This is a genomic window from Sphingobium sp. RC1 (assembly GCF_059738765.1).
In genome coordinates this window covers 1,293,828-1,313,632 of sequence record NZ_AP027306.1, presented here as the reverse complement: position 1 = coordinate 1,313,632, position 19,805 = coordinate 1,293,828, and the positions used below count along the sequence as shown (strand labels likewise).

Sequence of the window (19,805 nt, the reverse complement as noted above, 5' to 3'; positions counted from 1 at the left end):
GTTTCACGCTGCCACCATTGCACAGCGGCATTTCCCGCCTTAGATCATCGCCATGATCCTGCGTCGGCTGCTCCCTTCCATCGCCCTTTTCCTTTCTGGCTGTGCCGGGACGCTGACGGGCTATCCTTCACTCGCCAAGCGGGCGGTGGAGAATGCCCCGGTGGGAGAAGCTCCGGCTGCTCCAGCGCTGGTTGAGGCTGATCCAGCTTTGCTGGCGCAGGTTGACCGACTTGCGGTGCAGGCACAGGCGGGCAGTGCGACGTTCGACAAGGCATGGCCCGGCGCGGATCGGGCAACGCGCGCTGCTGCGGGCGCGGCGGTGTCCAGCGAATCCTGGGTCGCGGCGCAGCTTGCGATCAGTGCGCTGGAGGCCGCGCGCAACGATAGCGTCTCGGCGCTGGCTAGCCTCGACACGCTTTATGTCGAGCGCAGCAATGCGCTGGCGGAGGACAAAGCCAAGGGTGGGGTGGAGCAGATCGATGCGGCGCGCAAGGTGGCGCTGGCGATCGTGGATTCGCAGAATGACCGGATCGATGCGGTTAAGGGGCGGCTGGCTCAGCCTTGATATCCCTGCCCGTAAAGAGTTAGCTAGCCCTCCGCCTTCAACGCGCCCTTATGCGCCTTCGCATTGTGGACATAGCGGTCAACGCCTTCGCGCATGTTGATGAGCGCTTCGTCGGTGAGGTCACGAATATATTTGGCCGGTCGGCCGGTCCAGAGCTGACGGTGCGGGACCGTGCGGTTGGGCGCTAACAGCGCTCCAGCGGCCAGCATCGCGTCGCTTTCGATGACGCAGCCGTTCATCACCACCGCGCCAAGACCGACAAACGCCCGATCCTTGAGTTCGCAGCCGTGGATCATCGCCATATGACCGATCAGGACATCATCGCCGATGATCGTGGGCCAGCCGTCCGGTTTGGCGGGATCGGGGCCGTCGCAGTGGATGACGCTGCCGTCCTGAATGTTCGTGCGCGCGCCGATGCGGATCACGTTGACGTCGCCGCGCACCACGCAATTATACCAGATGCTGCTGTCCGGCCCGATCTCCACATCACCGATGATGCGCGCGCCCGGCGCGATGAAGGCGCTGGGGTGGATGACAGGGGTCTTGCCGCCAAAGGTCAGGATGGTGGCGCCGGGATGATCGGCATGGGCGGCGTGTGGATGATCGGGCATGGCGTCAGGCTCCCAGCAGCCGCGCGGCGTGAAGCGCGTGATAGGTGAGAACGCCCGAGCAACCGGCGCGCTTGAACGCGAGAAGCGTTTCCAGCACCAGCGCGTCGCGGTTGCCCACTCCCGCAGCGACGGCGGCTTCGATCATCGCATATTCGCCCGACACCTGATAGGCGAATACGGGCACCTCGAACCGGTCCTTCACCCGGGCGATGATGTCGAGATAGGGCAGGCCCGGCTTCACCATCACGCTGTCCGCGCCCTCCGCGAGGTCTAGCGCGACTTCGCGCAGCGCTTCTTCGCTGTTGGCGGGGTCCATCTGATAGCTTTTCTTGTCGCCCTTCAGCAGGCCGCTGGAGCCGACGGCGTCGCGGAACGGGCCGTAGAAGGCGCTCGCATATTTGGCGGCATAGGCCATGATCTGGACATTGGCGTGGCCTTCTTCCTCCAGCGCCTCCCGGATCGCGCCGACGCGGCCGTCCATCATGTCGCTGGGCGCGATGATGTCCGCGCCCGCCGCTGCCTGGTTGAGGGACTGGCCAATCAGGACGTCGATGGTGGCGTCGTTGATGACATAGCCTTGCTCGTCGAGCAGGCCGTCCTGACCATGGGCGGTATAGGGATCGAGCGCGACGTCGGTCAGGATGCCGATGTCCGGCACCGCATCCTTGATAGCGCGGATGGCGCGGCACATGAGGTTGTCGGGGTTGAGCGCTTCCTCTCCGTCATCGCTGCGGCGATCGGCCTGCGTGTTGGGGAAAAGGGCGAGGCAGGGAATGCCCGCACCGTGCGCTTCCCGCGCACGGGCCACCATGCCATCGACCGACCAGCGCGAGACGCCGGGAAGGGATGCGATCGGCTCTTCCACCCCCTGCCCTTCGGTCACAAAGAGCGGCCAGATGAGATCGCTCGGGTGCAGGCGATTTTCGGCGTGCAGCGCGCGGGTCCAAGCGGCGGCGCGGGTGCGGCGCAGGCGGAGCGCCGGATAAGAAGCGTGGGTCATCGGCGGGGTTTAGGCCGCCCCGACCGCCCGATCAAGGTTCCGCTGGCCCATGTCGAAGCTATGTAAGGATGCGGGTGGAGCGAAAGCTCACCTTCTTGGCGAGATCCCACGATCCATCGCTGCGATAATACCAGGCCGCTAGACCCGCGATGCGGAGCTGGCGGGGACGAAACTCTGCCTTCAACTGATCAGCTAGTGCGCGAGCGACAGGAGGATCGACCTTGTTCTGGACGGTGATGTGCAAGCGGGGACGCGCCTGATCCTGCGGGGTGAGCAAGCCGCGAAAAGCTTCGGCCAGTTCGTCCCGGATGGCGAGCAGGCCGTCACTGCGCACGTCGAACGCGACGCCCCGGCCGAGCAACATGACGCCGGTTATCATCGCGAGCGGGGATGGCCCGGCGCAAAGCCCTTTCATCCTGTCGCTCAATTCCGGCAACAGCGTCGGCGGCAGATGATGAAAGAGCGAAATATGGGCGGGCACCTTGTTGCGTTCCGGCGGGAAATGGGCGAGGCGGAGGCCATCCGCCCAGGCGAAGTCCTCCGCTCCCATAAGCGCCGTCAATAGGATGGGCGCGGTGCCCGTGCCTTCAGTCAGCCGGATGTTCCTTCAACCATTCCAGCACCGGTTCCGGACTCGATTGGCCATAGGGATCGTCATCCTCCCCGATATCGTTGATGCCGGGCTCCTCGAACCATGCGACCACCTGACCGTCATCGACCACCATGGCGTAGCGCCAGCTGCGATCGCCGAAACCGAGATGGTCCTTCTTCACCAGCATGCCCATGCGGCGCGTGAAGTCGCCCGATCCGTCGGGCAGCAGCTTCACATTCCTGACGCCCAGATGCTTGCCCCATTGGTACATGACAAAGGCGTCATTGACCGAAATGCAGTAAACGTCATCAACTCCCAGTGCCTTGAAATCGTCGTAGAAGCGTTCGAAGGCGGGGCATTGTTCGGTCGAACAGGTCGGGGTGAAGGCGCCGGGCAGCGAGAATACGACCACTCGCTTGCCCTTGAAGAGGTCGCCCGTCTGAACATCCTGCCAGCGAAAAGGATTGGGGCCGCCAACGCTTTCATCGCGCACGCGGGTCTTCAGCGTAACATCAGGTACGGAACGTCCGAGCATTTCATCATCTCCCGGTCAGCATGCTTTCACGCGGTGAAACGCATCTATATGATGGTCGGCTACGTGGGCAAAGGCTTCAGGGAGGGGAAACTCATATGCGCGCGTCACGATCCTTCAAATTCATCGCAATCGGCCTGCTGATCTGGAATTTGGTCGGAGTGGCGGCCTTTGCCATGCAATATGGCGCTGATCTGGCGGCGCTGGCGAAAAGCGATCCCTACACCGCTCGCATCTTTGCAGAGATGCCGGATTGGGCTTGGGCGGCCTATGCCGTCGCGGTGGGCGCAGGCACGGCGGGAGCCATGCTATTGTTACTCCGGAAGGCGGCGGCAGTGGCATTGTTCGCGCTGTCCGTGGTCGCTGTCGTGGTGCAGTTCGGGTACAGTTTTTTGGGCACCGATTTGTGGACGGTGAAGGGCGCATCGGCGGCGGTGTTTCCGGCGGTGATTTTCGCGATTGCGGTGGGGCAGTTGCTCTATTCGATGCGGTTGAGGGCGAGGGGTTTGCTGCGGTGAGTTGGCGGAGGGGTGCCATTTCCCCTCCACCACCGCTTTGCGGCGGTCCCCCTCCCCACGCCTTTGGCGTAGGGAGGATCTACAACACTCTTAAAGCTCTCCGCGCGCCCGGCGGATTTCGAACCATTTGCGGACATTCTCATCATGCTGCTGGAGCGTGTCGGCGAAGATGTGGCCGCCCTTTCCGTCAGCGACGAAATAGAGCGCCTTCGTTTCGGCGGGATGCAGCACTGCCAGGATCGACAGCTTGCCGGGGTTGGCGATCGGCCCCTTGGGCAGACCTGTCATCGCATAGGTGTTATAGTCGTTGACCGCAGCGATCTCCGACTTCTTGATGCGACGGCCAAGCGGCTTGCCCTTGGTGATCGGGTAGATGATGGTCGGGTCGGCCTGAAGCATCATCCCGGCTTTCAGACGATTGCCATAGACGCCCGCGACGGTGGGCCGCTCTGCGGGCACGGCGGTTTCCTTTTCGACGATGCTCGCGAGAATGAGCGCCTCCCTGGGCGATTTCGCCACGCTGTTGGGCGCGCGTTCGGCCCATAGCTTGGCGAGAGTGCTCGTCATCGCGTCCTGCATACGCTTCAGCACGGCAGCGCGGCTTTCGCCCTTGTCGAAGGCATAGCTGTCGGGAAGCACGCTGCCCTCGGCGGGGACCGAGACATCCCCGGTCAACTCGTCATTCGCCATCAGCCGTTCATGGACCATGATGGAAGGCATGCCCTCCGGTATGGTGACGAGGCGGGTCAACGTCTTGCCGCCTTGAAGGATGGAGAAAATGTCGGCGTTGCTGGCGCCCTTGGGAATCAGAAATTCGCCCGCCTTGATCGACTTTCCACGCCCGAACACCTTGGTTCGGGTAAGGAAAGCGTCGGCGGAACGCACCGCCCCCGCCTGCTTCAGGAGAACGGCGGCATCGGCGACGGTGGCGCCATCGGGCACGACGACGCTGATGTCGCGCGGCGCAGGCCCCGCTTCGGTCCAGCCATAGACGAAGCGGAACGCCACGAAGGCGGCGACGGCCAGGCCGATCGCAAGGATAACCAGCCCGAACCGCCGCATGGCTTTGTCCTCAGATCGCCTTCATGATGAGCGACGCATTAGTGCCGCCAAAGCCGAAGCTGTTGTTCAGTACCGCGCGGACCTTCCGCTCCTTCGCCACATGCGGGACGAGATCGACGCCCGCGCAGCTTTCGCTCGGCTCATCAAGGTTGAGCGTGGGCGGCACGATCTGGTCGCGCATGGCGAGGATGCAGAAGATGCTTTCCACCGCGCCCGCGCCGCCCAGCAAGTGGCCGATGGCCGACTTGGTGCTGCTCATCGACATGGTCGAGATATTGTCGCCGAAGAGGCGCTTCACCGCGCCCAGCTCCAGCTCGTCACCGAGCGGGGTCGAGGTGCCGTGCGCGTTCACATAGTCGATGTCGGCGAGGCTGAGGCCCGACTTTCTGAGCGCCATTTCCATCGAACGGTAGCCGCCGCTACCCTCTGGATGCGGAGCGGTGACGTGATAGGCGTCGCCGGACAGGCCATAGCCGATGACCTCGGCATAGATGTGAGCGCCGCGCTTCTTGGCATGCTCATATTCTTCGAGGACGACCACGCCCGCGCCTTCGCCCATGACGAAGCCGTCGCGGTTGATGTCATAGGGGCGGCTGGCCTTTTCCGGCGTGTCATTGAACGCGGTCGAAAGGGCGCGGGCCTGGGCAAAACCGGCAATGCCGATCGGGCAGATCGCGCTTTCCGCGCCGCCCGCCAGCATGACGTCGGCGTCATCCATCGCGATCATGCGCGCGGCGTCGCCGATCGAATGCGCGCCGGTCGAGCAGGCGGTGACGACCGCATGGTTGGGACCCATCAGGCCATATTTGATCGAGACCTGACCGGAAATCAGGTTGATGAGGCGGCCGTGGACGAAGTGCGGGCTAACGCGGCTCGGCCCCTTGTTGGCCAGCACCAGCGATTCGCTTTCGATGCCCGGCAGCCCACCGATCCCCGACCCGATCGAGCAACCGGCGCGCAGACGCTCTTCCTCGCTCATATTATCGAGGCCCGCATCGCGCAGCGCCTGGCTGGCGGCGGAAATGCCATAGACGATGAAAGGATCGACCTGCCGCTGGATCTTGTGATCGACATCCAGGCCCGGATCATAGCCATATTCATGGTCCGCGGGCTTCACTTCGCAGGCGATGCGGCACTTATATTCGCTGGCGTCGAAGCGCGCGATCGTCGCAGCGCCGGACTTCGACGCGAGGATGTTCTTCCAGGTAGTTTCGACATTCCCGCCAAGCGGGCTCACCATGCCGAGGCCGGTTACGACTACGCGACGCATATATCTGCTCCGAAAATCTTCATAGGTTTGGGCCGCTCCTTAGCTGCTTCGGAAGCGCTTGTGAACGGTAGGCCAGATACGAAAAGGCTCCCCAAGACCGGATTCGCCGGACAGGAGGAGCCATTTCCATCAAAAACGTCAGGCAGCCGACCCCCCGGTCAGCCGCGCAACATTCTTACTGCTTGCTGTCGATATAATCGATGGCGTCCTTGACGGTGCCGATCTTCTCAGCTGCGTCATCGGGGATTTCCACGCCGAATTCTTCTTCGAACGCCATCACCAGCTCGACGATGTCGAGGCTGTCTGCGCCCAGATCATCGATGAAGCTTGCATCCTCGGTCACCTTTTCGGCTTCGACGCCCAGATGTTCGACGACGATTTTCTTAACGCGATCCGCGGTCTCACTCATGAGTGGTCCTTTTTACTGGGTATCGTTGAGGTTGTGAATATTTGTTAAGGCATGCCCTAGAGGCAAGCCCCGACGGAGGCAAGAGGCAAGAAAAGATCGAAACGCATGATTCCCGCCCTTCCGTGCGCCTGAATGGCACAAGGCCGTCCAGTTGCGAGGATGATCTGCCCCTTCCCGCCTCTTACCGAGCGTCAAATCATCGCCATGCCACCATTAACATGCAGGGTCTGGCCAGTGACGTAGCCTGCCTCGCGGCTGGCGAGATAGACAACGGCAGCGCCGATATCCTCACCTGTGCCGAGGTCGCCTGCGGGGATCTTTTGAAGGATGGCGCCCTTCTGCGCATCATTGAGCGCGTCGGTCATGGCCGAGCGGATGAAGCCGGGCGCGACGCAATTGACGGTGATACCCCGGCTCGCCAGTTCCTGGCCGAGCGATTTGGACATGCCAATGATGCCTGCCTTTGACGCGGCATAATTGGCCTGACCGGGATTGCCGGTGACGCCGACGATCGAGGTGATTGAGATGATGCGGCCGAAGCGCGCCTTCATCATCGGCTTGGCAGCGGCACGGGAAAGGCGGAAGGCGGCTTCCAGATTGACCGAGATGACATCCGACCACTCCTCGTCCTTCATTCGCAGGATCAGGTTGTCGCGGGTGATCCCGGCATTGTTGACGAGGATGTCGATCTTGCCGCCCAGCGCTTCCACGGCCTGAGCGACGAGGCCATCGACCGATGCAGGATCGGACAGGTTGCAAACCAGCGTCTTGTGGTCGCCGCCCAACTCAGCAGCGAAAGCCTTGAGCTTTTTCTCATTGCTGCCCGAAAGCGCGAGCGTCGCACCCTGCGCCGCGAGCGAGCGGGCAATCGCTGAACCGATACCACCGGAAGCGCCAGTAACCAGCGCGGTCATGCCTGTCAGATCGAACATCTCATTCTCCATTTTGGTTCACGCGGAGGCGCGGAGACGCGGAGGGGCGATAGTCATTGACTACACGCTTCACCCCTTCCCTTAGCGTAGCGCCGCCAAAATTGATAAGCAGCCCTACAGGCTGCCGGGTCAGTCGCAAATAAGTCAGCAATTGCTTGCCATGGACGGGACTCAACCTCTCCGTTGATTTGATTTCCACCAGCAGGCGGCCACCGACAAGCAAATCGATCCGAAACGCAGCATCAAGTTTCAAGCCATCATATTCGATGTCGACTGGACGCTGCCGTTCGACCTGATAACCCATAGCGGCCAGCTTGGCCGCCATGATCATCTCATAAACACTTTCGAGCAGGCCGGGGCCGAGTTCGCGATGCATCCGCAGCGCAACGTCCAGAACATCGCCGCTGATTTGATCGATCTCGACCAAGAGCCCTCCGCGTCTCCGCGCCTCCGCGTGAATCAAAATCCAGCGAGGGCGGCTTCGATGTCGTCCATGGTGACGACGCTGCGCACTGTGGCGTCGGGGGCGATGCGCTTGACCATGGGGCCGAGCACTTTGCCGCCTAGTTCGACGAAATCGGTGACGCCTGCGTCCCACATGGCGGCGACGGATTCGCGCCAGCGGACGCGGCCGGTCACCTGTTCGACCAGGCGGCGCTTGATGTCCTCGGGGTCTGCGATGGGAGCAGCGAGGACGTTGGCATAGACCGGAAGCAGCGGTGTGTTGATCGCTGCCTTGGCCAGCGCCTCTTCCATCGCTTCGGCGGCGGGTTGCATCAACGGGCAGTGGAACGGCGCCGAAACGGGGAGCAGCACGCCGCGCTTGATGCCGTGATCCTTTACCAAGGCGACGGCGCGCTCGATTGCGCCGCGATGGCCGGAAATCACCACCTGGCTCGGATCATTGTCGTTCGCGACGGTGCAAACTTCGCCTTCCGCCGCTGCATCGGCCAAGGCCTGCGCCTTTTCGATGTCGGCGCCGAGCAGGGCCGCCATCGCGCCTTCACCAACCGGGACGGCCGCCTGCATCGCTTGGCCGCGCAGCTTCAGGAGGCGCGAGGTCGTACCGATGTCGAACGCTTCGACGGCGCAGAGCGCGCTATATTCGCCAAGACTGTGCCCCGCGACGAAATCGCCCTTTTCCGCCAGCGAGAAGCCGCCTTCGCGCTGCATCACGCGCAAGGTTGCGAGAGCATTGGCCATGATCGCTGGCTGCGCATTTTCGGTGAGGGTGAGGTCGCTTTCCGGACCTTCCACCATGATGCGGAACAAATGTTGCGACAGGGCGTCATCGACCTCCTGAAACAGTTCCTTCGCGGCTGGGCTCGCTTCGGCCAAAGCCTTCCCCATGCCAACCGACTGGCTACCCTGCCCCGGAAAAAGAAATGCCCTCATCATTCACCTTCTGACGCAAGGACGCCTGCAAAAGCGCCGTTTTTCAACATCGTTACACTTTGAGACACAAATGCCGTTGAGACATCAGGTCCCTTTCGGCAGTTTCCCTGACTGGACCGCCTCAACCCCCAAGGTGGCGTCCCTTTAACGACGACGGAGTGCAAGGAAAAGGTGCGATATCGCATTGGCTGGATCAGCGGGACGGCGTTGACGCTCTCGGCTTGCGCGGCGGGGCCTGACTATCGGGCGCCGCAACCGGCCGCATTAGGGGTACCTGGCAGCTATTATACGGCACCGGCGAGTGGGGCGTTGAGTGAGGCGGAGCTTGCGCGCTGGTGGACGCGCCTCAATGATCCAGCGCTTACAGGGCTGATCGATCAGGCGGTGACGAGCAACCTCGACATCGTCCAGGCGCAGGCGCGATTGAGGCAGGCGCGGGAGTCGCTGGCGCAGGCGCGGGCGGCGTTTCTGCCGCAAGTCAACGCGTCGGGTTCTGGCGGGCGGAATTATTCCAATCGTGGCGGCGGCACGCGGGTGATCGACGGCAATGTCGTGTCCACCGGATCGGACAGCTGGAGCAGTAGCTATTCGCTGGGCGCCAATGCGAGCTGGCAGATCGACCTGTTCGGCGAATTGTCACGATCCGCTGAGGCGGCGCGCGCGGACCTCGCCGCGTCGGGCTATGACCTTGCCAATGTGCGCATGACCATCATCGCCGAACTGGTCACCAATTATGTTCAGGCCCGGCAGGCGCAAGAGCAGCTACTCATCGCTCGCGAAACGCAGGCGATCCAGCGGGACAATTACAATATCGCAAACTGGCGGCTTCAGGCGGGGCTGGTTTCGTCGCTCGACGAGCAGCAGGCGCGTGCCCAGTTGGCCCAGACGAATGCAACGATCCCGCAGTTGGAGGCGAACCTGCGCGGCAGTCTGAACCGCATCGCCGTGCTGACCGGGCAAGCGCCGGGCGAAGCCACGCGCGCGCTGGAGGCCCCTGCCCCGATCCCGGTTGCTTCCACCACGATCGCCACTGGCATCCCGGCCGATACGCTGCGCCAGCGGCCCGATGTAAGGGCGGCTGAGAGGAATTTGGCGGCGGCGACTGCGCGGATCGGCGTGGCGCAGGCGCAGCTTTACCCGTCCCTTGGGATCAGCGGGAATATCGGCACTAATGCGAGCAGCATCAAAAGCTTGTTCGACATCATTACCGGGGGCGTGTTCGCCAATATCGCACAGGTGATCTTCGACGGCGGACGGCTCGCGTCGCAGGTGCGATCGCAAAGGGCCGCTACTGATGCCGCCTTTGCCGCGTATAAGCAGAGCGTGCTGACCGCGCTGGAAGATGTGGAAAATGCCATGGCGTCCCTGAACAGCGCCCGCCAGCGCAAGGCAGAGTTCGCCACCGCCTTCGACGCGTCGAACAATGCCGCCCTGCTGGCGCGCAGCCAGTATCAATCTGGGCTCATAGATTTCCAGACTCTTTCCAACACCGAAACCACGCTGTTGAACGCGCGCAACAGCCTTGCGGCTGCGCAAGCCGATGAGGTCCTTGCCATCGCCCAGCTCTACAATGCGTTGGGTGGCGGCTGGCAGAATATGGACAACCGCCCCAATGAGTGAAGATGTGAGCACGGACAAGGATCTGGACGAATTTCTCGGCGCGCGCCCTGAACGCCCTTGGCGCAAATGGGTGGTACGCGGCGCTGTCGGATTAGCGTTGCTGATCTTAGTCCTGCTGTTAGCCCGCTGTTTTTCAGGGGAGGACAAGCCGAACTTCGCCACGCGTGAGGTGCGACGCGGCGACCTGACGGTGACGGTATCGGCAACCGGCAATCTAAAGCCGATCAATCAGGTGGATGTGGGCTCTGAACAGTCGGGAAAGATCACGCGCGTCTATGTTGACGTGAATGATCGCGTCGCGAAGGGACAGCGGCTGGCCGAGCTTGATACGCGGCGCTTGGTGGATTCCGTCACCCAGAACCGGGCGCAGGTGGCCGCCTCGCAGGCCAGCGTCAGTCAGGCACAGGCGCAGGTCGCGCTCGCAAAGGCGACGCTCGACCGGCAATTGAACGTCTTCCGTCTGTCGGGCGGGCGCGTGCCTGCCAAGACGGAGCTGGACGCTGCACGGGCGGATTATCAGTCTGCTGTTGGCAATCTGCGCGCGCAGCAGGCGCAGGTCAGTGTGTCCCGCGCTCAGCTTGCCACGGCGCAGACCAATCTTTCCATTGCACAGATCGTGTCGCCGGTAACCGGCGTCGTCCTGTCGCGCGACATCGAGCCCGGCCAGACGGTTGCTGCGTCCTTCAATGCCCCGGTGCTGTTCACCATTGCCGAAGACCTTACCAAGATGGAGGTCGAAGTCGCGGTGGACGAAGCCGATGTCGGCCAGGTGAAAGAAGGACAGGCGGCAACTTTCGCCGTCGATGCTTTTCCCGGTAGGAGCTTTCCCGCTCGGGTAACGCGGGTCAATGTCGGCTCCAACGCTTCGAGCAGTTCGTCATCCTCCTCATCAGGCAGCAGTACGACGGCAAGCACCAGCGGGACTGTGGTGGCGTACACGGCCGTGCTAGGTGTCGATAACAAGGATGAGACACTGCGCCCGGGCATGACGGCGACCGCCGACATCGTCACGCAGCAGCTGAGCAACGTCCTGCTGGTGCCGAACGCGGCGCTCCGGTTCAAGCCGAACACGGGCGCTGGTCAGGGCGGCGGCATCACCAGCCAGATCGTACCCGGCCCTCGACGCTTCCGCCGTGGCGGCGCCAACCGGCAGGTCAGCTTTGGCATCGGCAGCAGCCAGACCGTTTATGTCGTGGGCGAGGACGGCGATCCCAAGCCTTTGCAGGTGACCGTCGGCGCCAGTGACGGAGCGCGCACGGCAATCACTGGTGGCGGGTTAAAGCCAGGCATGCGGGTCATCACGGGCCAGCTCGCGGCGGGACAGGAACAGCCTCCGGAGGACAGCTCGAACGGTGGCGGCCAGCGGCGGGACCGCTCCGGAGGCGGCGGCGAGCCACGCGGCACCGGGCGGCAGAACGGAACCTGACATAGTGGCTGATCCGATCATCTCCTTGCGCGGCGTGTCCAAGATCTATGGTGCGGGCGCTACCGCCTTTCAGGCGCTTAAGGGCATCGACCTCGACATTAAGGAAGGGGATTTCGTCGCGGTCATGGGGCCTTCGGGGTCTGGCAAGTCGACGACGATGAACATCATCGGTTGCCTCGATGTGCCGAGCGGCGGCGAATTTCTGTTCAAGGGCCGACACGTCGAAACGCTTGACCGTGACCAGCGGGCACTGCTTCGTCGCCGCTATCTTGGTTTTGTCTTTCAGGGCTTCAACCTCTTGTCCCGGACGAGCGCGCTGGAGAATGTCGAATTGCCGCTTCTCTACCGGGGCGAGGACAAGAAGGCGCGCTATGACGCGGGCATGGCGGCGCTCGACAAGGTGGGGTTGAAGGAATGGTGGGACCATACACCCGCCGAACTGTCTGGCGGCCAGCAGCAGCGCGTCGCCATCGCGCGCGCAATCGTGACGCAGCCTGCCGTGCTGCTGGCAGACGAGCCTACAGGCAATTTGGATTCAGAGCGATCGATAGAAATTATGGAACTGCTGGCCGACCTCAACCGGAACAGCGGCATTACCGTGGTGATGGTAACACATGAGCCTGACATGGCCGCCTATGCCCGCACAATCGTGCATTTCAAGGACGGGCTGGTGGAGCGGATCGATACGGGGGTGAAGGAGTGAGAGGGGCTTCCTTCAAACCTTCGCCCCTCCGGGGAGAAGAATACGCAACCTTTGCGACGAAGGCGCCTCGGCGAAGTTGGATGAGAGGGGATCGCGCGTGCCCTCCCCCTCTCCAAGTCCGCCTAACTGCTGAAGCAGCAAGGCTCCCTATCCTGCCCCCTGAAGGGGTGAGGAGAATGGGATGCTAGGCACCACCATCACCCTCGCCTTCCGGGCGATCAACCGGCACAAGCTGCGCAGCTTCCTGACGACGCTGGGGATCATCATCGGCGTGGCGGCGGTGGTTACCATGGTGACGCTGGGCAATGGCGCGACGGCTGCCGTGCGTCAGCAGATCAGCTCGCTGGGCGCCAATGTACTGCAACTGCGGCCGGGCCAGGGCTTTGGCCGGGGCGGCGGTGGCCCCCGGCCTCCCGATTTCAAGCCAGCCGATCTGACGGCGATCGAAAATCAGCTGACCGGCGTGCGTGCGGTCGCACCGCTGGTGCAATCCAGCGGCACCGCCATCTATGAAGGCAGCAACTGGTCGACCACCGTCTATGGCACCACCGCCTCCTATTTCGAGGTGCAAAGCTGGAAGGCCGATGCCGGTCGGCTATTCATGCCGGAGGAGGAAGAGGCCGGCAAAGCCGTCTGCATCATCGGCAATACGGTGCGCACGAACCTGTTCCAGGGCAGCGATCCGACCGGCAAGCGCCTGCGCATCAAGGGCGTGTCCTGCCAAGTTATCGGCGCGCTGGCGACGCGCGGCCAGGGCGGCTTTGGCGATCAGGACGATGTCGTCGTCATGCCGATCAAGTTCGTGCAGCGCCGCTTCACCGGGGACCGCGACATCAGCCAGATCATGATCGCGGTGGACGACGCTTATGACACATCCACGGTGCAGGCCAGCCTGGAAGAACTGATGCGCGAACGGCGCAAGGTAAAGCCGGGCGGCGAGGATAATTTCAACGTTTTCGACACCAAGCAGATCAGCGACACGCTCACCGGCACCACCACGATTTTGACCCAGATCGTGGCGGCGGTCGCGGCCATTTCGCTGCTGGTGGGCGGGATCGGCATCATGAACATCATGCTGGTCTCGGTGACGGAGCGGACGCGGGAGATCGGCATACGCCTTGCGATCGGCGCGGTCGCGCGCGAGGTGCTGATGCAGTTTCTGGTGGAGGCGATCGTGCTGTCCTGCCTCGGCGGCCTCATCGGCCTGGTGCTTGCCCTGGTTGCGTCGGTCGTCATTGCGCCGCTGATGCAGGTGCCCTTCATCTTCGATGTGAAGGTGAACATGATCGCCTTCCTCTTTTCCGCCGCGATCGGGGTCGTGTTTGGATATTTCCCGGCACGGCGGGCGGCGGCGCTCAATCCCATCGACGCGTTGCGGCACGAATGAGGGCTGTTACAATTTCAGACAGTTAAGCCGCCGTATCGGCACAAGCTTGCGACAAGTCTTGCCTAAACCTGTCCTCAACGCCGGAGCAAACGGCGCGACAGATTTAAAGCAAGGAGCAAGTGAGATGATCAAGAAACTGCTGATGACGCTGGCTGCAACCACGATGGTGGCAAGCCCGATGGTCGCTGCGCAGGCACAGGCCGCGCCCCATCGCGAAGTGACCCGCGTGGTCAAGCATGGCCCCCACGGCCGCACGGTGGTGAAGCACAAGACGGTCGTGCGCAAGAACGACTATCGCCGCTGGGGCAAGGGCCAGCGCTTCGACCGCCGCTACGCCCGCGATTATCGCGTGATCAACAATTATCGCGACTATCGCCTGAACGCTCCCCCGCGCGGCTATCACTGGGTCCGTTCCGGCAATGACGCAGTGCTCGTCGCGATCACCAGCGGGATCATCGGCGCAGTGATCGGCAGCGCGATCCGTTAAGGCTTCGCTCAATCGAGCGGCCAGAAAGCGCCCCGGGGACCTCTCTCCCTCCGGGGCGCTTTCTCTTGCGTCCACCCTTGCCAACCCGGCGCATTTCGGCCATAGGCGCCGCTTCGCACGGCCACGGGGTGACTCGGGGCCACGCGGATGAGTGCTTGAGACGACAGCCGGAGGGGCGTTCCACATGGGGTGGACGTCAGCGATCGGCCAACAGATGAGGCAATACCCATGGCTCTTTACGAGCATGTGTTCCTTGCGCGCCAGGATCTGGCACAGGCGCAGGTGGACGCACTGGCGGAAACCGCCACCAAGATCGTCGAGGATAACAGCGGCAAGGTGACCAAGGTCGAGACCTGGGGCCTGCGCAGCCTCGCCTACAAGATCGCCAAAAACCGCAAGGCTCACTATGTGATGCTGAACATCGACGCCCCCGCTGGTGTGGTTGCGGAACTGGAGCGCCAGACGCAGATCAACGAAGACGTCATCCGCTACATGACCGTCAAGGTCGATGAGCTGGAAACCGGCCCGTCGGTGATGATGCGCAAGCAGGAACGCGCCGAGCGTGGTCCGCGCGGCGATCGTGGTGACCGCGGTCCTCGCGAAGATCGTGGCCCGCGCCGCGACCGCGAAGACGCCCCGGCTGGCGAATAAGGAGATCTGAACAATGGCACGCCCGTTTTTCCGCCGCCGCAAGAGCTGCCCCTTCGCCGCCAAGGATGCGCCGAAGATCGATTACAAGGACGTCCGTCTGCTGCAGGGCTTCGTGTCCGAGCGCGGCAAGATCGTCCCCAGCCGCATCACTGCGGTGTCCGCCAAGAAGCAGCGTGAACTGGCCCAGGCCATCAAGCGCGCCCGTCACCTGGGCCTGCTGCCCTACATCGTGAAGTGAGGGAGTAAGACTCATGGAAATCATTCTCCTCGAACGGATCGAGAAGCTGGGCGCCATCGGTGACGTCGTCACCGTGAAGGACGGTTACGCTCGTAACTTCCTGCTGCCCAACAAGAAGGCGCTGCGTTCCAACAACGCCAACAAGAAGGTCTTCGAAGCCAACCGCGCGAAGATCGAAGCCGACAACGCCGCCCGCCGTGGCGACGCTGAAAAGGCTGCCGAAGGCGTCAACGGCAAGCAGATCGTCCTGATCCGCCAGTCGTCGAACGCTGGCCACCTCTACGGCTCGGTCGCAGTTCGCGACGTCGTGGAAGCGCTGCAGGCTGACGGTGTCACCAACGTCACCAAGGCGATGGTCGTGCTGGAACGCCCGATCAAGACGCTCGGCGTGTTCGACGTCAAGGTCGCGCTGCACCCCGAAGTCGCCGTCACCATTCAGGTAAACGTCGCCCGCTCGCCAGAAGAAGCTGATCTGCAGGCGCAGGGTGTCGACGTGATGGCTGACCTGTTCGAAAAGGACGAGGCTGGCTTCACCGAAGATTATGATCCGAACGCGGAACCCGGCGAAATCGCCGTGGAAGCGGAAGAAGCTCCGGCTGAAGAAGCCTGAGTTTCCACAACGGACAAAAAGAAAGCCGCCCCTCACCGGGCGGCTTTTTTTTTGGTTGGTTAGCGGATGCTGGATGTTGCGATCCTGCCGGAGCTTGGTGTTTATTTTTACGTAAAGCGCTGTTCGGATTGAGCTTGTCGAAGCGCTTTTCTTTCCAAAGGTAGAGCCAGTCGACAGGCTCTAAGCCAACGGTCGGGTCGGAGTAAAAATTCGGCCCACGCACCCACTCAACGGCGCTTCAATAATCGATGCGGATCTGTACCTGCGAGACATCGACGCCTGCGTGTTTCGCGACTTCCCGCTTCGCTGAGTCGATGACATCATGAAGCTGCCGACCCAGGCGGGCATTGCCCGCCCCTGCGGGACCGTACGATGGCGCGACCGCCTCACCCACAAGCAACTGCTGCTCGGTCAGGCCGAATGCCTGGGCGAGGGCAACCAGGCTCCTGCGCCGGGGCATGGTCTTGCCCACCTCCCACGCCCACAGCGATGGCTTGCTGAAACCGGTCAACCTGGACAACGCTTCCCGGCTGAGGCCGCGTTCGCGGCGCAACCGGCGCAGACGCGCAGGGAACATTTCGGGGCTTTGCGCATCGGCGGCATGATCGACCGGCCTGCCATTGCTGCGCACCGTGCTGCGAAGCCGGGTCGCACTGACAGCGGCTTGGGGAAGCGCCTCATCGAAACGGCATCCAAATAACGGTTCATCCTGCCACACGACGCGGGCGGAGACGGAGCCCGCTTCAGGCAGGGACAAAAGCACGTCCTGGCCAAGCTGCAGTTTTGAGCTGGTTTCAATCAGCATCCCCGCCGTGGAGATATCGTGAACCACGACGTCCGCCGATGCCTCACCCAGTGCTTCGGCCACCTCAAGGCGAATGGGCCAACGAATATCGGCGCGCTTGTCGCCGGACTCGGGGGATTGCTCCATGATCGGATCGATAGCCATGGCATGATACTCGCATTTAACGGGTTTACAGTAAGTTAATGCCTGAAGCGGGTTGGACCGATCCGGGCCATCTTCCTCCGCCTCATTCTGTTTAGCTGTCATCCCGTACCCGATGAAAATAACAGCCCCCTTTCCTCCTTACCCTATCCTGCTCTATGGCGAAGGCCATATTTCCGAAGGGGACCGACAACTTGATCCTAGACCTTGCCGCCGCGGCTTCGGGCGCCATTCGTTTCGATCAGCTAGGGCTAAGCCCGGTCGCGCTCGACCTCGGCTTCTTCACGCTCAAATGGTACAGCCTCGCCTATCTGGCGGGCATATTGATCGGCTACTGGTATCTGCTGAAGCTGATCGCCCAGCCGGGTTCGCCGATGGCGCGGCGGCATGCCGACGACATGATCTTCTACGCAACGCTCGGCATCATCATCGGCGGGCGGCTGGCCTATGTCTTCTTCTACCAGCCCGAAATCCTGCGCAATCCGCTCGATATCTTCAAACTGTGGAACGGCGGCATGTCCTTCCATGGGGGCGCAATCGGCGTGTCGCTCGGCATCCTCTACATGGCGCGGAAAGAAAAGCTGTCATGGCTGCGCATCCATGATTTCGTCGCCTGCTGTGTGCCCTTCGGACTGTTTTTCGGCCGCCTCGCCAACTTCGTGAATGGCGAGCTGTGGGGCAAGGAAACGGACGTGCCGTGGGCAATCATCTTCCCGACCGGCGGCCCCTTCCCCCGCCATCCGAGCCAGCTTTACGAAGCCTTTTTCGAAGGTATCGTGCTGTTCCTCATCCTCGCCTTCGCCTTCTGGAAGACGCGCGCCCGCTACAAGCCGGGAATGCTCGTCGGGATTTTCCTGCTCGGCTACGGCATATTCCGTTTCGGCGTGGAATATTTCCGCGAAGCCGATGCGCAGTTGATGGAATTTGCGGCGCGCACCGGCCTTCACATGGGCCAGTGGCTGTGCGTCCCGATGATCCTCGGCGGCCTTTACCTGATAGCAACCGCAAAGGGCCGCCGCGTTCGCGTGGAGCCAATCGCGGGGAGCGCGAGTGTCAGCTGAACCGCTGACCCTCGCCCAGCGGCTAGCCCGGCAGATTGATGCCGGGGGGCCGATCTCGGTCGCCCACTATATGGCCGAGGCGAACCAGCATTATTACGGCACGCGCGATCCTCTGGGCGCGGCAGGCGATTTCACCACCGCGCCGGAGATCAGCCAGATGTTCGGCGAACTGGTCGGCCTGTGCCTGGCAGACCTGTGGATGCGATCCGGCAGCCGCCCCAACGCACTTTATGTTGAGCTTGGTCCGGGGCGCGGCACCCTCGCGTCCGATGCGCTGCGCGCCATGGGCAGCGCGGGATTAACGCCCCAGCCCCATTTCGTCGAAACCAGTCCGACCTTGCGCGAGCGACAACGCGCACTCGTCCCGAACGTCTTTCACCACGACAGCGTTGCCGCCCTGCCGGACAATGCGCCGCTGCTCGTCGTCGCGAACGAGTTTTTCGACGCTCTGCCCGTCCGCCAGATCATCCGTTCAGGTGACGAATGGCGCGAGCGGGTGGTCATCTGCCCTGATGAGGCCGACTCGAACCGTTTCGAGGCCGTGTCGGGCTATCGGCGGGTCGAATCGGGCATTCCTACCATCGCGGCGGACGCTCCCGACGGAGCGATCATTGAAATACCGCTGGCTGGGACCGCCATCGCGCTGGAACTGGCGCAGCGGATCGCGCGGCAAGGCGGCGCCGCGATCATCATCGACTATGGCTATGAAGGTCCAGCGATCGGCGACACGTTGCAGGCCGTGCGCGAACACCAGTTTGCGGACCCTTTCCTGGAACCGGGCGAAAGCGATCTTACGACCCATGTCGATTTCACCATGATCGGCAATATGGCGCGGCAGGCGGGCCTGCGAGTGCTTGGGCCGGTGGACCAGGGTGAGTTGCTGCGAAAGCTAGGCATTGATGCGCGGGCCGACCAGCTCGCGCGCACGTCTCCCCCGCGGGCGGCGGAGGTGGAGGCTGCGCGACTGCGGCTGACTGCCGAGGACGCCATGGGGACACTATTCAAGGCGATGGCCTGGGTGCATCCGGATTGGGCGGAACCGGCGGGATTTGAGAGGTAGATCAGCCTCACGCCGTCGCTGGAAACCAACGGAGGCTAGAAAACTACGCTTCCTCAATCTTCCTGATGATAACGGCTCAACCGGCGGATGAAGCCGATTAGGCCGGTCTGGCGGCTGCGCTTCATGCGTTCGGCGTGAAGGATCGTCTGAACCCGCCTGAAGCAATCCTCCGCATCGACATTGCAGAGCACATAATCATAGCCGTCCCAATGCGCGATTTCATTGGCGGCGCGGGACATGCGGCCTTCGATCACTTCTTCGCTGTCGGTCGCACGTCCGCGCAGGCGGCGTTCCAGCTCTTCCATCGAGGGAGGAAGGATGAACACGCGAACGACATCGCCCCCGGCGATCTGGTGAAGCTGCTGCGCGCCCTGCCAGTCGATGTCGAAAAGTACGTCGCGGCCGCTCTTCAACATGGCCTCGACAGGCGCGCGCGGCGTGCCGTAGCGCTGGCCAAAGACGTGCGCCCATTCGAGGAATTCATGCTCCGCCGTCATCCGGCGGAATTCCTCCAGATCGACGAAATGATAGTCCTTGCCCTCCACTTCGCCCGGACGCATCGGCCGCGTGGTGGCGGAAACGGACATGGCAAGGTCCGGCTCAGCAGCCAGGAGCTTACGCGCGATGGTGGATTTGCCCGCGCCAGAAGGCGAGGAAAGAACGAAGAGCACGCCACGCCGCTTGAAATCGGGCGCCTCAATAGGGATGCTGTCGGCCATGGCCGCTAGTG

The 19,805-nt window shown here is 62.6% G+C and carries 24 protein-coding genes; 12 read left to right on the top strand and 12 right to left on the bottom strand.

All coding sequences use genetic code 11. The annotated features are described in order from the left end of the window. Window positions 1-52: 52 nt before the first annotated feature. Window positions 53-565, top strand: a complete 513-nt coding sequence (locus AC6JBC_RS06500; RefSeq protein ID WP_498023451.1) for a hypothetical protein — start codon at window positions 53-55, stop codon at window positions 563-565. A gap of 23 nt (window positions 566-588) precedes the next feature. Here AC6JBC_RS06500 and AC6JBC_RS06495 read toward each other — a convergent pair whose 3' ends face one another. Genes AC6JBC_RS06495 through AC6JBC_RS06480 form a run of 4 tightly spaced genes read right to left on the bottom strand, consistent with a single transcriptional unit; the run spans window position 589 to window position 3,303 of the window. After that, window positions 589-1,176, bottom strand: a complete 588-nt coding sequence (locus AC6JBC_RS06495) for a gamma carbonic anhydrase family protein (RefSeq protein ID WP_498023449.1) — start codon at window positions 1,174-1,176, stop codon at window positions 589-591. A 4-nt stretch (window positions 1,177-1,180) separates the two neighbouring features. Beyond that, window positions 1,181-2,176 carry a porphobilinogen synthase gene (gene hemB, locus AC6JBC_RS06490; protein WP_498023447.1) on the bottom strand — a complete coding sequence of 332 codons (996 nt, stop codon included), beginning with the start codon at window positions 2,174-2,176 and terminating at the stop codon, window positions 1,181-1,183. 58 nt (window positions 2,177-2,234) lie between these two features. After that, window positions 2,235-2,726, bottom strand: coding sequence for a 2'-5' RNA ligase family protein (locus tag AC6JBC_RS06485; RefSeq protein WP_498023445.1), 492 nt, complete (start codon window positions 2,724-2,726; stop codon window positions 2,235-2,237). A gap of 37 nt (window positions 2,727-2,763) precedes the next feature. Then, window positions 2,764-3,303 carry a peroxiredoxin gene (locus tag AC6JBC_RS06480; RefSeq protein ID WP_498023443.1) on the bottom strand — a complete coding sequence of 180 codons (540 nt, stop codon included), beginning with the start codon at window positions 3,301-3,303 and terminating at the stop codon, window positions 2,764-2,766. A 95-nt stretch (window positions 3,304-3,398) separates the two neighbouring features. Between AC6JBC_RS06480 and AC6JBC_RS06475 the strand changes: the two genes are divergently transcribed. Beyond that, entirely contained in the window at window positions 3,399-3,818 is a 420-nt protein-coding gene (locus AC6JBC_RS06475; protein WP_498023441.1) for a sugar transporter, read from the top strand. Between the two features lie 90 nt (window positions 3,819-3,908). Here the strand turns inward: AC6JBC_RS06475 and mltG are convergent, their stop codons facing one another. The 6 genes from mltG to fabD all read right to left on the bottom strand — a co-directional run bounded on the left by mltG (window position 3,909) and on the right by fabD (window position 8,886). Then, window positions 3,909-4,880: an endolytic transglycosylase MltG gene (gene mltG / locus AC6JBC_RS06470; protein WP_498023439.1), complete on the bottom strand. Its 972-nt coding sequence runs from the start codon at window positions 4,878-4,880 to the stop codon at window positions 3,909-3,911. 10 nt (window positions 4,881-4,890) lie between these two features. Then, window positions 4,891-6,150, bottom strand: coding sequence for a beta-ketoacyl-ACP synthase II (gene fabF / locus AC6JBC_RS06465; protein WP_498023437.1), 1,260 nt, complete (start codon window positions 6,148-6,150; stop codon window positions 4,891-4,893). 175 nt (window positions 6,151-6,325) lie between these two features. Further along, window positions 6,326-6,559 (bottom strand): acyl carrier protein, encoded by a 234-nt coding sequence (locus AC6JBC_RS06460; RefSeq protein ID WP_006950224.1) that lies wholly within the window; start codon window positions 6,557-6,559, stop codon window positions 6,326-6,328. 191 nt (window positions 6,560-6,750) lie between these two features. Then, complete coding sequence (gene fabG / locus AC6JBC_RS06455; protein WP_498023434.1) at window positions 6,751-7,491, bottom strand: 3-oxoacyl-[acyl-carrier-protein] reductase; 741 nt, start codon at window positions 7,489-7,491, stop codon at window positions 6,751-6,753. A gap of 1 nt (window position 7,492) precedes the next feature. Further along, window positions 7,493-7,918: a GxxExxY protein gene (locus AC6JBC_RS06450; protein ID WP_498025961.1), complete on the bottom strand. Its 426-nt coding sequence runs from the start codon at window positions 7,916-7,918 to the stop codon at window positions 7,493-7,495. A gap of 32 nt (window positions 7,919-7,950) precedes the next feature. Then, window positions 7,951-8,886: an ACP S-malonyltransferase gene (gene fabD / locus AC6JBC_RS06445; protein ID WP_498026016.1), complete on the bottom strand. Its 936-nt coding sequence runs from the start codon at window positions 8,884-8,886 to the stop codon at window positions 7,951-7,953. 171 nt (window positions 8,887-9,057) lie between these two features. Between fabD and AC6JBC_RS06440 the strand changes: the two genes are divergently transcribed. The 8 genes from AC6JBC_RS06440 (at window position 9,058) to rplI (ending at window position 16,008) form a co-directional block, all read left to right on the top strand. Beyond that, complete coding sequence (locus AC6JBC_RS06440) at window positions 9,058-10,506, top strand: efflux transporter outer membrane subunit (RefSeq protein WP_498025960.1); 1,449 nt, start codon at window positions 9,058-9,060, stop codon at window positions 10,504-10,506. Beyond that, window positions 10,499-11,932, top strand: coding sequence for an efflux RND transporter periplasmic adaptor subunit (locus tag AC6JBC_RS06435; RefSeq protein WP_498025959.1), 1,434 nt, complete (start codon window positions 10,499-10,501; stop codon window positions 11,930-11,932). Before AC6JBC_RS06440 ends, AC6JBC_RS06435 begins: the two co-directional genes overlap by 8 nt. Window position 11,933: 1 nt before the next feature. After that, entirely contained in the window at window positions 11,934-12,635 is a 702-nt protein-coding gene (locus tag AC6JBC_RS06430) for an ABC transporter ATP-binding protein (protein WP_498026015.1), read from the top strand. 181 nt (window positions 12,636-12,816) lie between these two features. Continuing rightward, window positions 12,817-14,022, top strand: a complete 1,206-nt coding sequence (locus AC6JBC_RS06425; protein WP_498025958.1) for an ABC transporter permease — start codon at window positions 12,817-12,819, stop codon at window positions 14,020-14,022. 124 nt (window positions 14,023-14,146) lie between these two features. Next, a complete protein-coding gene (locus tag AC6JBC_RS06420; protein WP_498025957.1) occupies window positions 14,147-14,509 on the top strand; it encodes an RcnB family protein in 363 nt (120 codons plus the stop codon). Window positions 14,510-14,737: 228 nt separating this feature from the next. Further along, window positions 14,738-15,160 (top strand): 30S ribosomal protein S6, encoded by a 423-nt coding sequence (gene rpsF, locus AC6JBC_RS06415; protein WP_464788572.1) that lies wholly within the window; start codon window positions 14,738-14,740, stop codon window positions 15,158-15,160. 13 nt (window positions 15,161-15,173) lie between these two features. Further along, window positions 15,174-15,398, top strand: a complete 225-nt coding sequence (gene rpsR / locus AC6JBC_RS06410; protein WP_004212076.1) for a 30S ribosomal protein S18 — start codon at window positions 15,174-15,176, stop codon at window positions 15,396-15,398. 13 nt (window positions 15,399-15,411) lie between these two features. Further along, window positions 15,412-16,008: a 50S ribosomal protein L9 gene (rplI, locus tag AC6JBC_RS06405; RefSeq protein ID WP_449473163.1), complete on the top strand. Its 597-nt coding sequence runs from the start codon at window positions 15,412-15,414 to the stop codon at window positions 16,006-16,008. 238 nt (window positions 16,009-16,246) lie between these two features. On the opposite strand, the gene AC6JBC_RS06400 is transcribed toward rplI, so the two are convergent. Beyond that, complete coding sequence (locus tag AC6JBC_RS06400) at window positions 16,247-16,957, bottom strand: helix-turn-helix domain-containing protein (protein WP_498025956.1); 711 nt, start codon at window positions 16,955-16,957, stop codon at window positions 16,247-16,249. Between the two features lie 155 nt (window positions 16,958-17,112). On the opposite strand from AC6JBC_RS06400, the gene lgt reads away from it, so the two are divergent. Both lgt and AC6JBC_RS06390 read left to right on the top strand, forming a co-directional pair. Next, window positions 17,113-18,015: a prolipoprotein diacylglyceryl transferase gene (lgt, locus tag AC6JBC_RS06395; RefSeq protein ID WP_464788570.1), complete on the top strand. Its 903-nt coding sequence runs from the start codon at window positions 17,113-17,115 to the stop codon at window positions 18,013-18,015. After that, entirely contained in the window at window positions 18,005-19,075 is a 1,071-nt protein-coding gene (locus AC6JBC_RS06390; protein ID WP_498025955.1) for a class I SAM-dependent methyltransferase, read from the top strand. Before lgt ends, AC6JBC_RS06390 begins: the two co-directional genes overlap by 11 nt. Before the next feature lie 53 nt (window positions 19,076-19,128). Here the strand turns inward: AC6JBC_RS06390 and gmk are convergent, their stop codons facing one another. Beyond that, complete coding sequence (gene gmk / locus AC6JBC_RS06385) at window positions 19,129-19,794, bottom strand: guanylate kinase (RefSeq protein ID WP_498025954.1); 666 nt, start codon at window positions 19,792-19,794, stop codon at window positions 19,129-19,131. Between the last annotated feature and the right edge of the window lie 11 nt (window positions 19,795-19,805).

Excerpts from the sequence above, each read along its gene's own strand:
- AC6JBC_RS06420 (WP_498025957.1), top strand. The coding sequence starts at position 14,147 with ATGATCAAGAAACTGCTGATGACGCTGGCTGCAACCACGATGGTGGCA.
- rpsF (WP_464788572.1), top strand. The coding sequence starts at position 14,738 with ATGGCTCTTTACGAGCATGTGTTCCTTGCGCGCCAGGATCTGGCACAG.
- AC6JBC_RS06480 (WP_498023443.1), bottom strand. The coding sequence starts at position 3,303 with ATGCTCGGACGTTCCGTACCTGATGTTACGCTGAAGACCCGCGTGCGC.
- AC6JBC_RS06435 (WP_498025959.1), top strand. The coding sequence starts at position 10,499 with ATGAGTGAAGATGTGAGCACGGACAAGGATCTGGACGAATTTCTCGGC.
- fabG (WP_498023434.1), bottom strand. The coding sequence starts at position 7,491 with ATGTTCGATCTGACAGGCATGACCGCGCTGGTTACTGGCGCTTCCGGT.
- AC6JBC_RS06460 (WP_006950224.1), bottom strand. The coding sequence starts at position 6,559 with ATGAGTGAGACCGCGGATCGCGTTAAGAAAATCGTCGTCGAACATCTG.
- AC6JBC_RS06425 (WP_498025958.1), top strand. The coding sequence starts at position 12,817 with ATGCTAGGCACCACCATCACCCTCGCCTTCCGGGCGATCAACCGGCAC.
- fabF (WP_498023437.1), bottom strand. The coding sequence starts at position 6,150 with ATGCGTCGCGTAGTCGTAACCGGCCTCGGCATGGTGAGCCCGCTTGGC.
- mltG (WP_498023439.1), bottom strand. The coding sequence starts at position 4,880 with ATGCGGCGGTTCGGGCTGGTTATCCTTGCGATCGGCCTGGCCGTCGCC.
- AC6JBC_RS06475 (WP_498023441.1), top strand. The coding sequence starts at position 3,399 with ATGCGCGCGTCACGATCCTTCAAATTCATCGCAATCGGCCTGCTGATC.
- lgt (WP_464788570.1), top strand. The coding sequence starts at position 17,113 with ATGGCGAAGGCCATATTTCCGAAGGGGACCGACAACTTGATCCTAGAC.
- gmk (WP_498025954.1), bottom strand. The coding sequence starts at position 19,794 with ATGGCCGACAGCATCCCTATTGAGGCGCCCGATTTCAAGCGGCGTGGC.
- rplI (WP_449473163.1), top strand. The coding sequence starts at position 15,412 with ATGGAAATCATTCTCCTCGAACGGATCGAGAAGCTGGGCGCCATCGGT.
- rpsR (WP_004212076.1), top strand. The coding sequence starts at position 15,174 with ATGGCACGCCCGTTTTTCCGCCGCCGCAAGAGCTGCCCCTTCGCCGCC.
- AC6JBC_RS06500 (WP_498023451.1), top strand. The coding sequence starts at position 53 with ATGATCCTGCGTCGGCTGCTCCCTTCCATCGCCCTTTTCCTTTCTGGC.
- hemB (WP_498023447.1), bottom strand. The coding sequence starts at position 2,176 with ATGACCCACGCTTCTTATCCGGCGCTCCGCCTGCGCCGCACCCGCGCC.
- AC6JBC_RS06400 (WP_498025956.1), bottom strand. The coding sequence starts at position 16,957 with ATGGCTATCGATCCGATCATGGAGCAATCCCCCGAGTCCGGCGACAAG.
- fabD (WP_498026016.1), bottom strand. The coding sequence starts at position 8,886 with ATGAGGGCATTTCTTTTTCCGGGGCAGGGTAGCCAGTCGGTTGGCATG.
- AC6JBC_RS06495 (WP_498023449.1), bottom strand. The coding sequence starts at position 1,176 with ATGCCCGATCATCCACACGCCGCCCATGCCGATCATCCCGGCGCCACC.
- AC6JBC_RS06485 (WP_498023445.1), bottom strand. The coding sequence starts at position 2,726 with ATGGGAGCGGAGGACTTCGCCTGGGCGGATGGCCTCCGCCTCGCCCAT.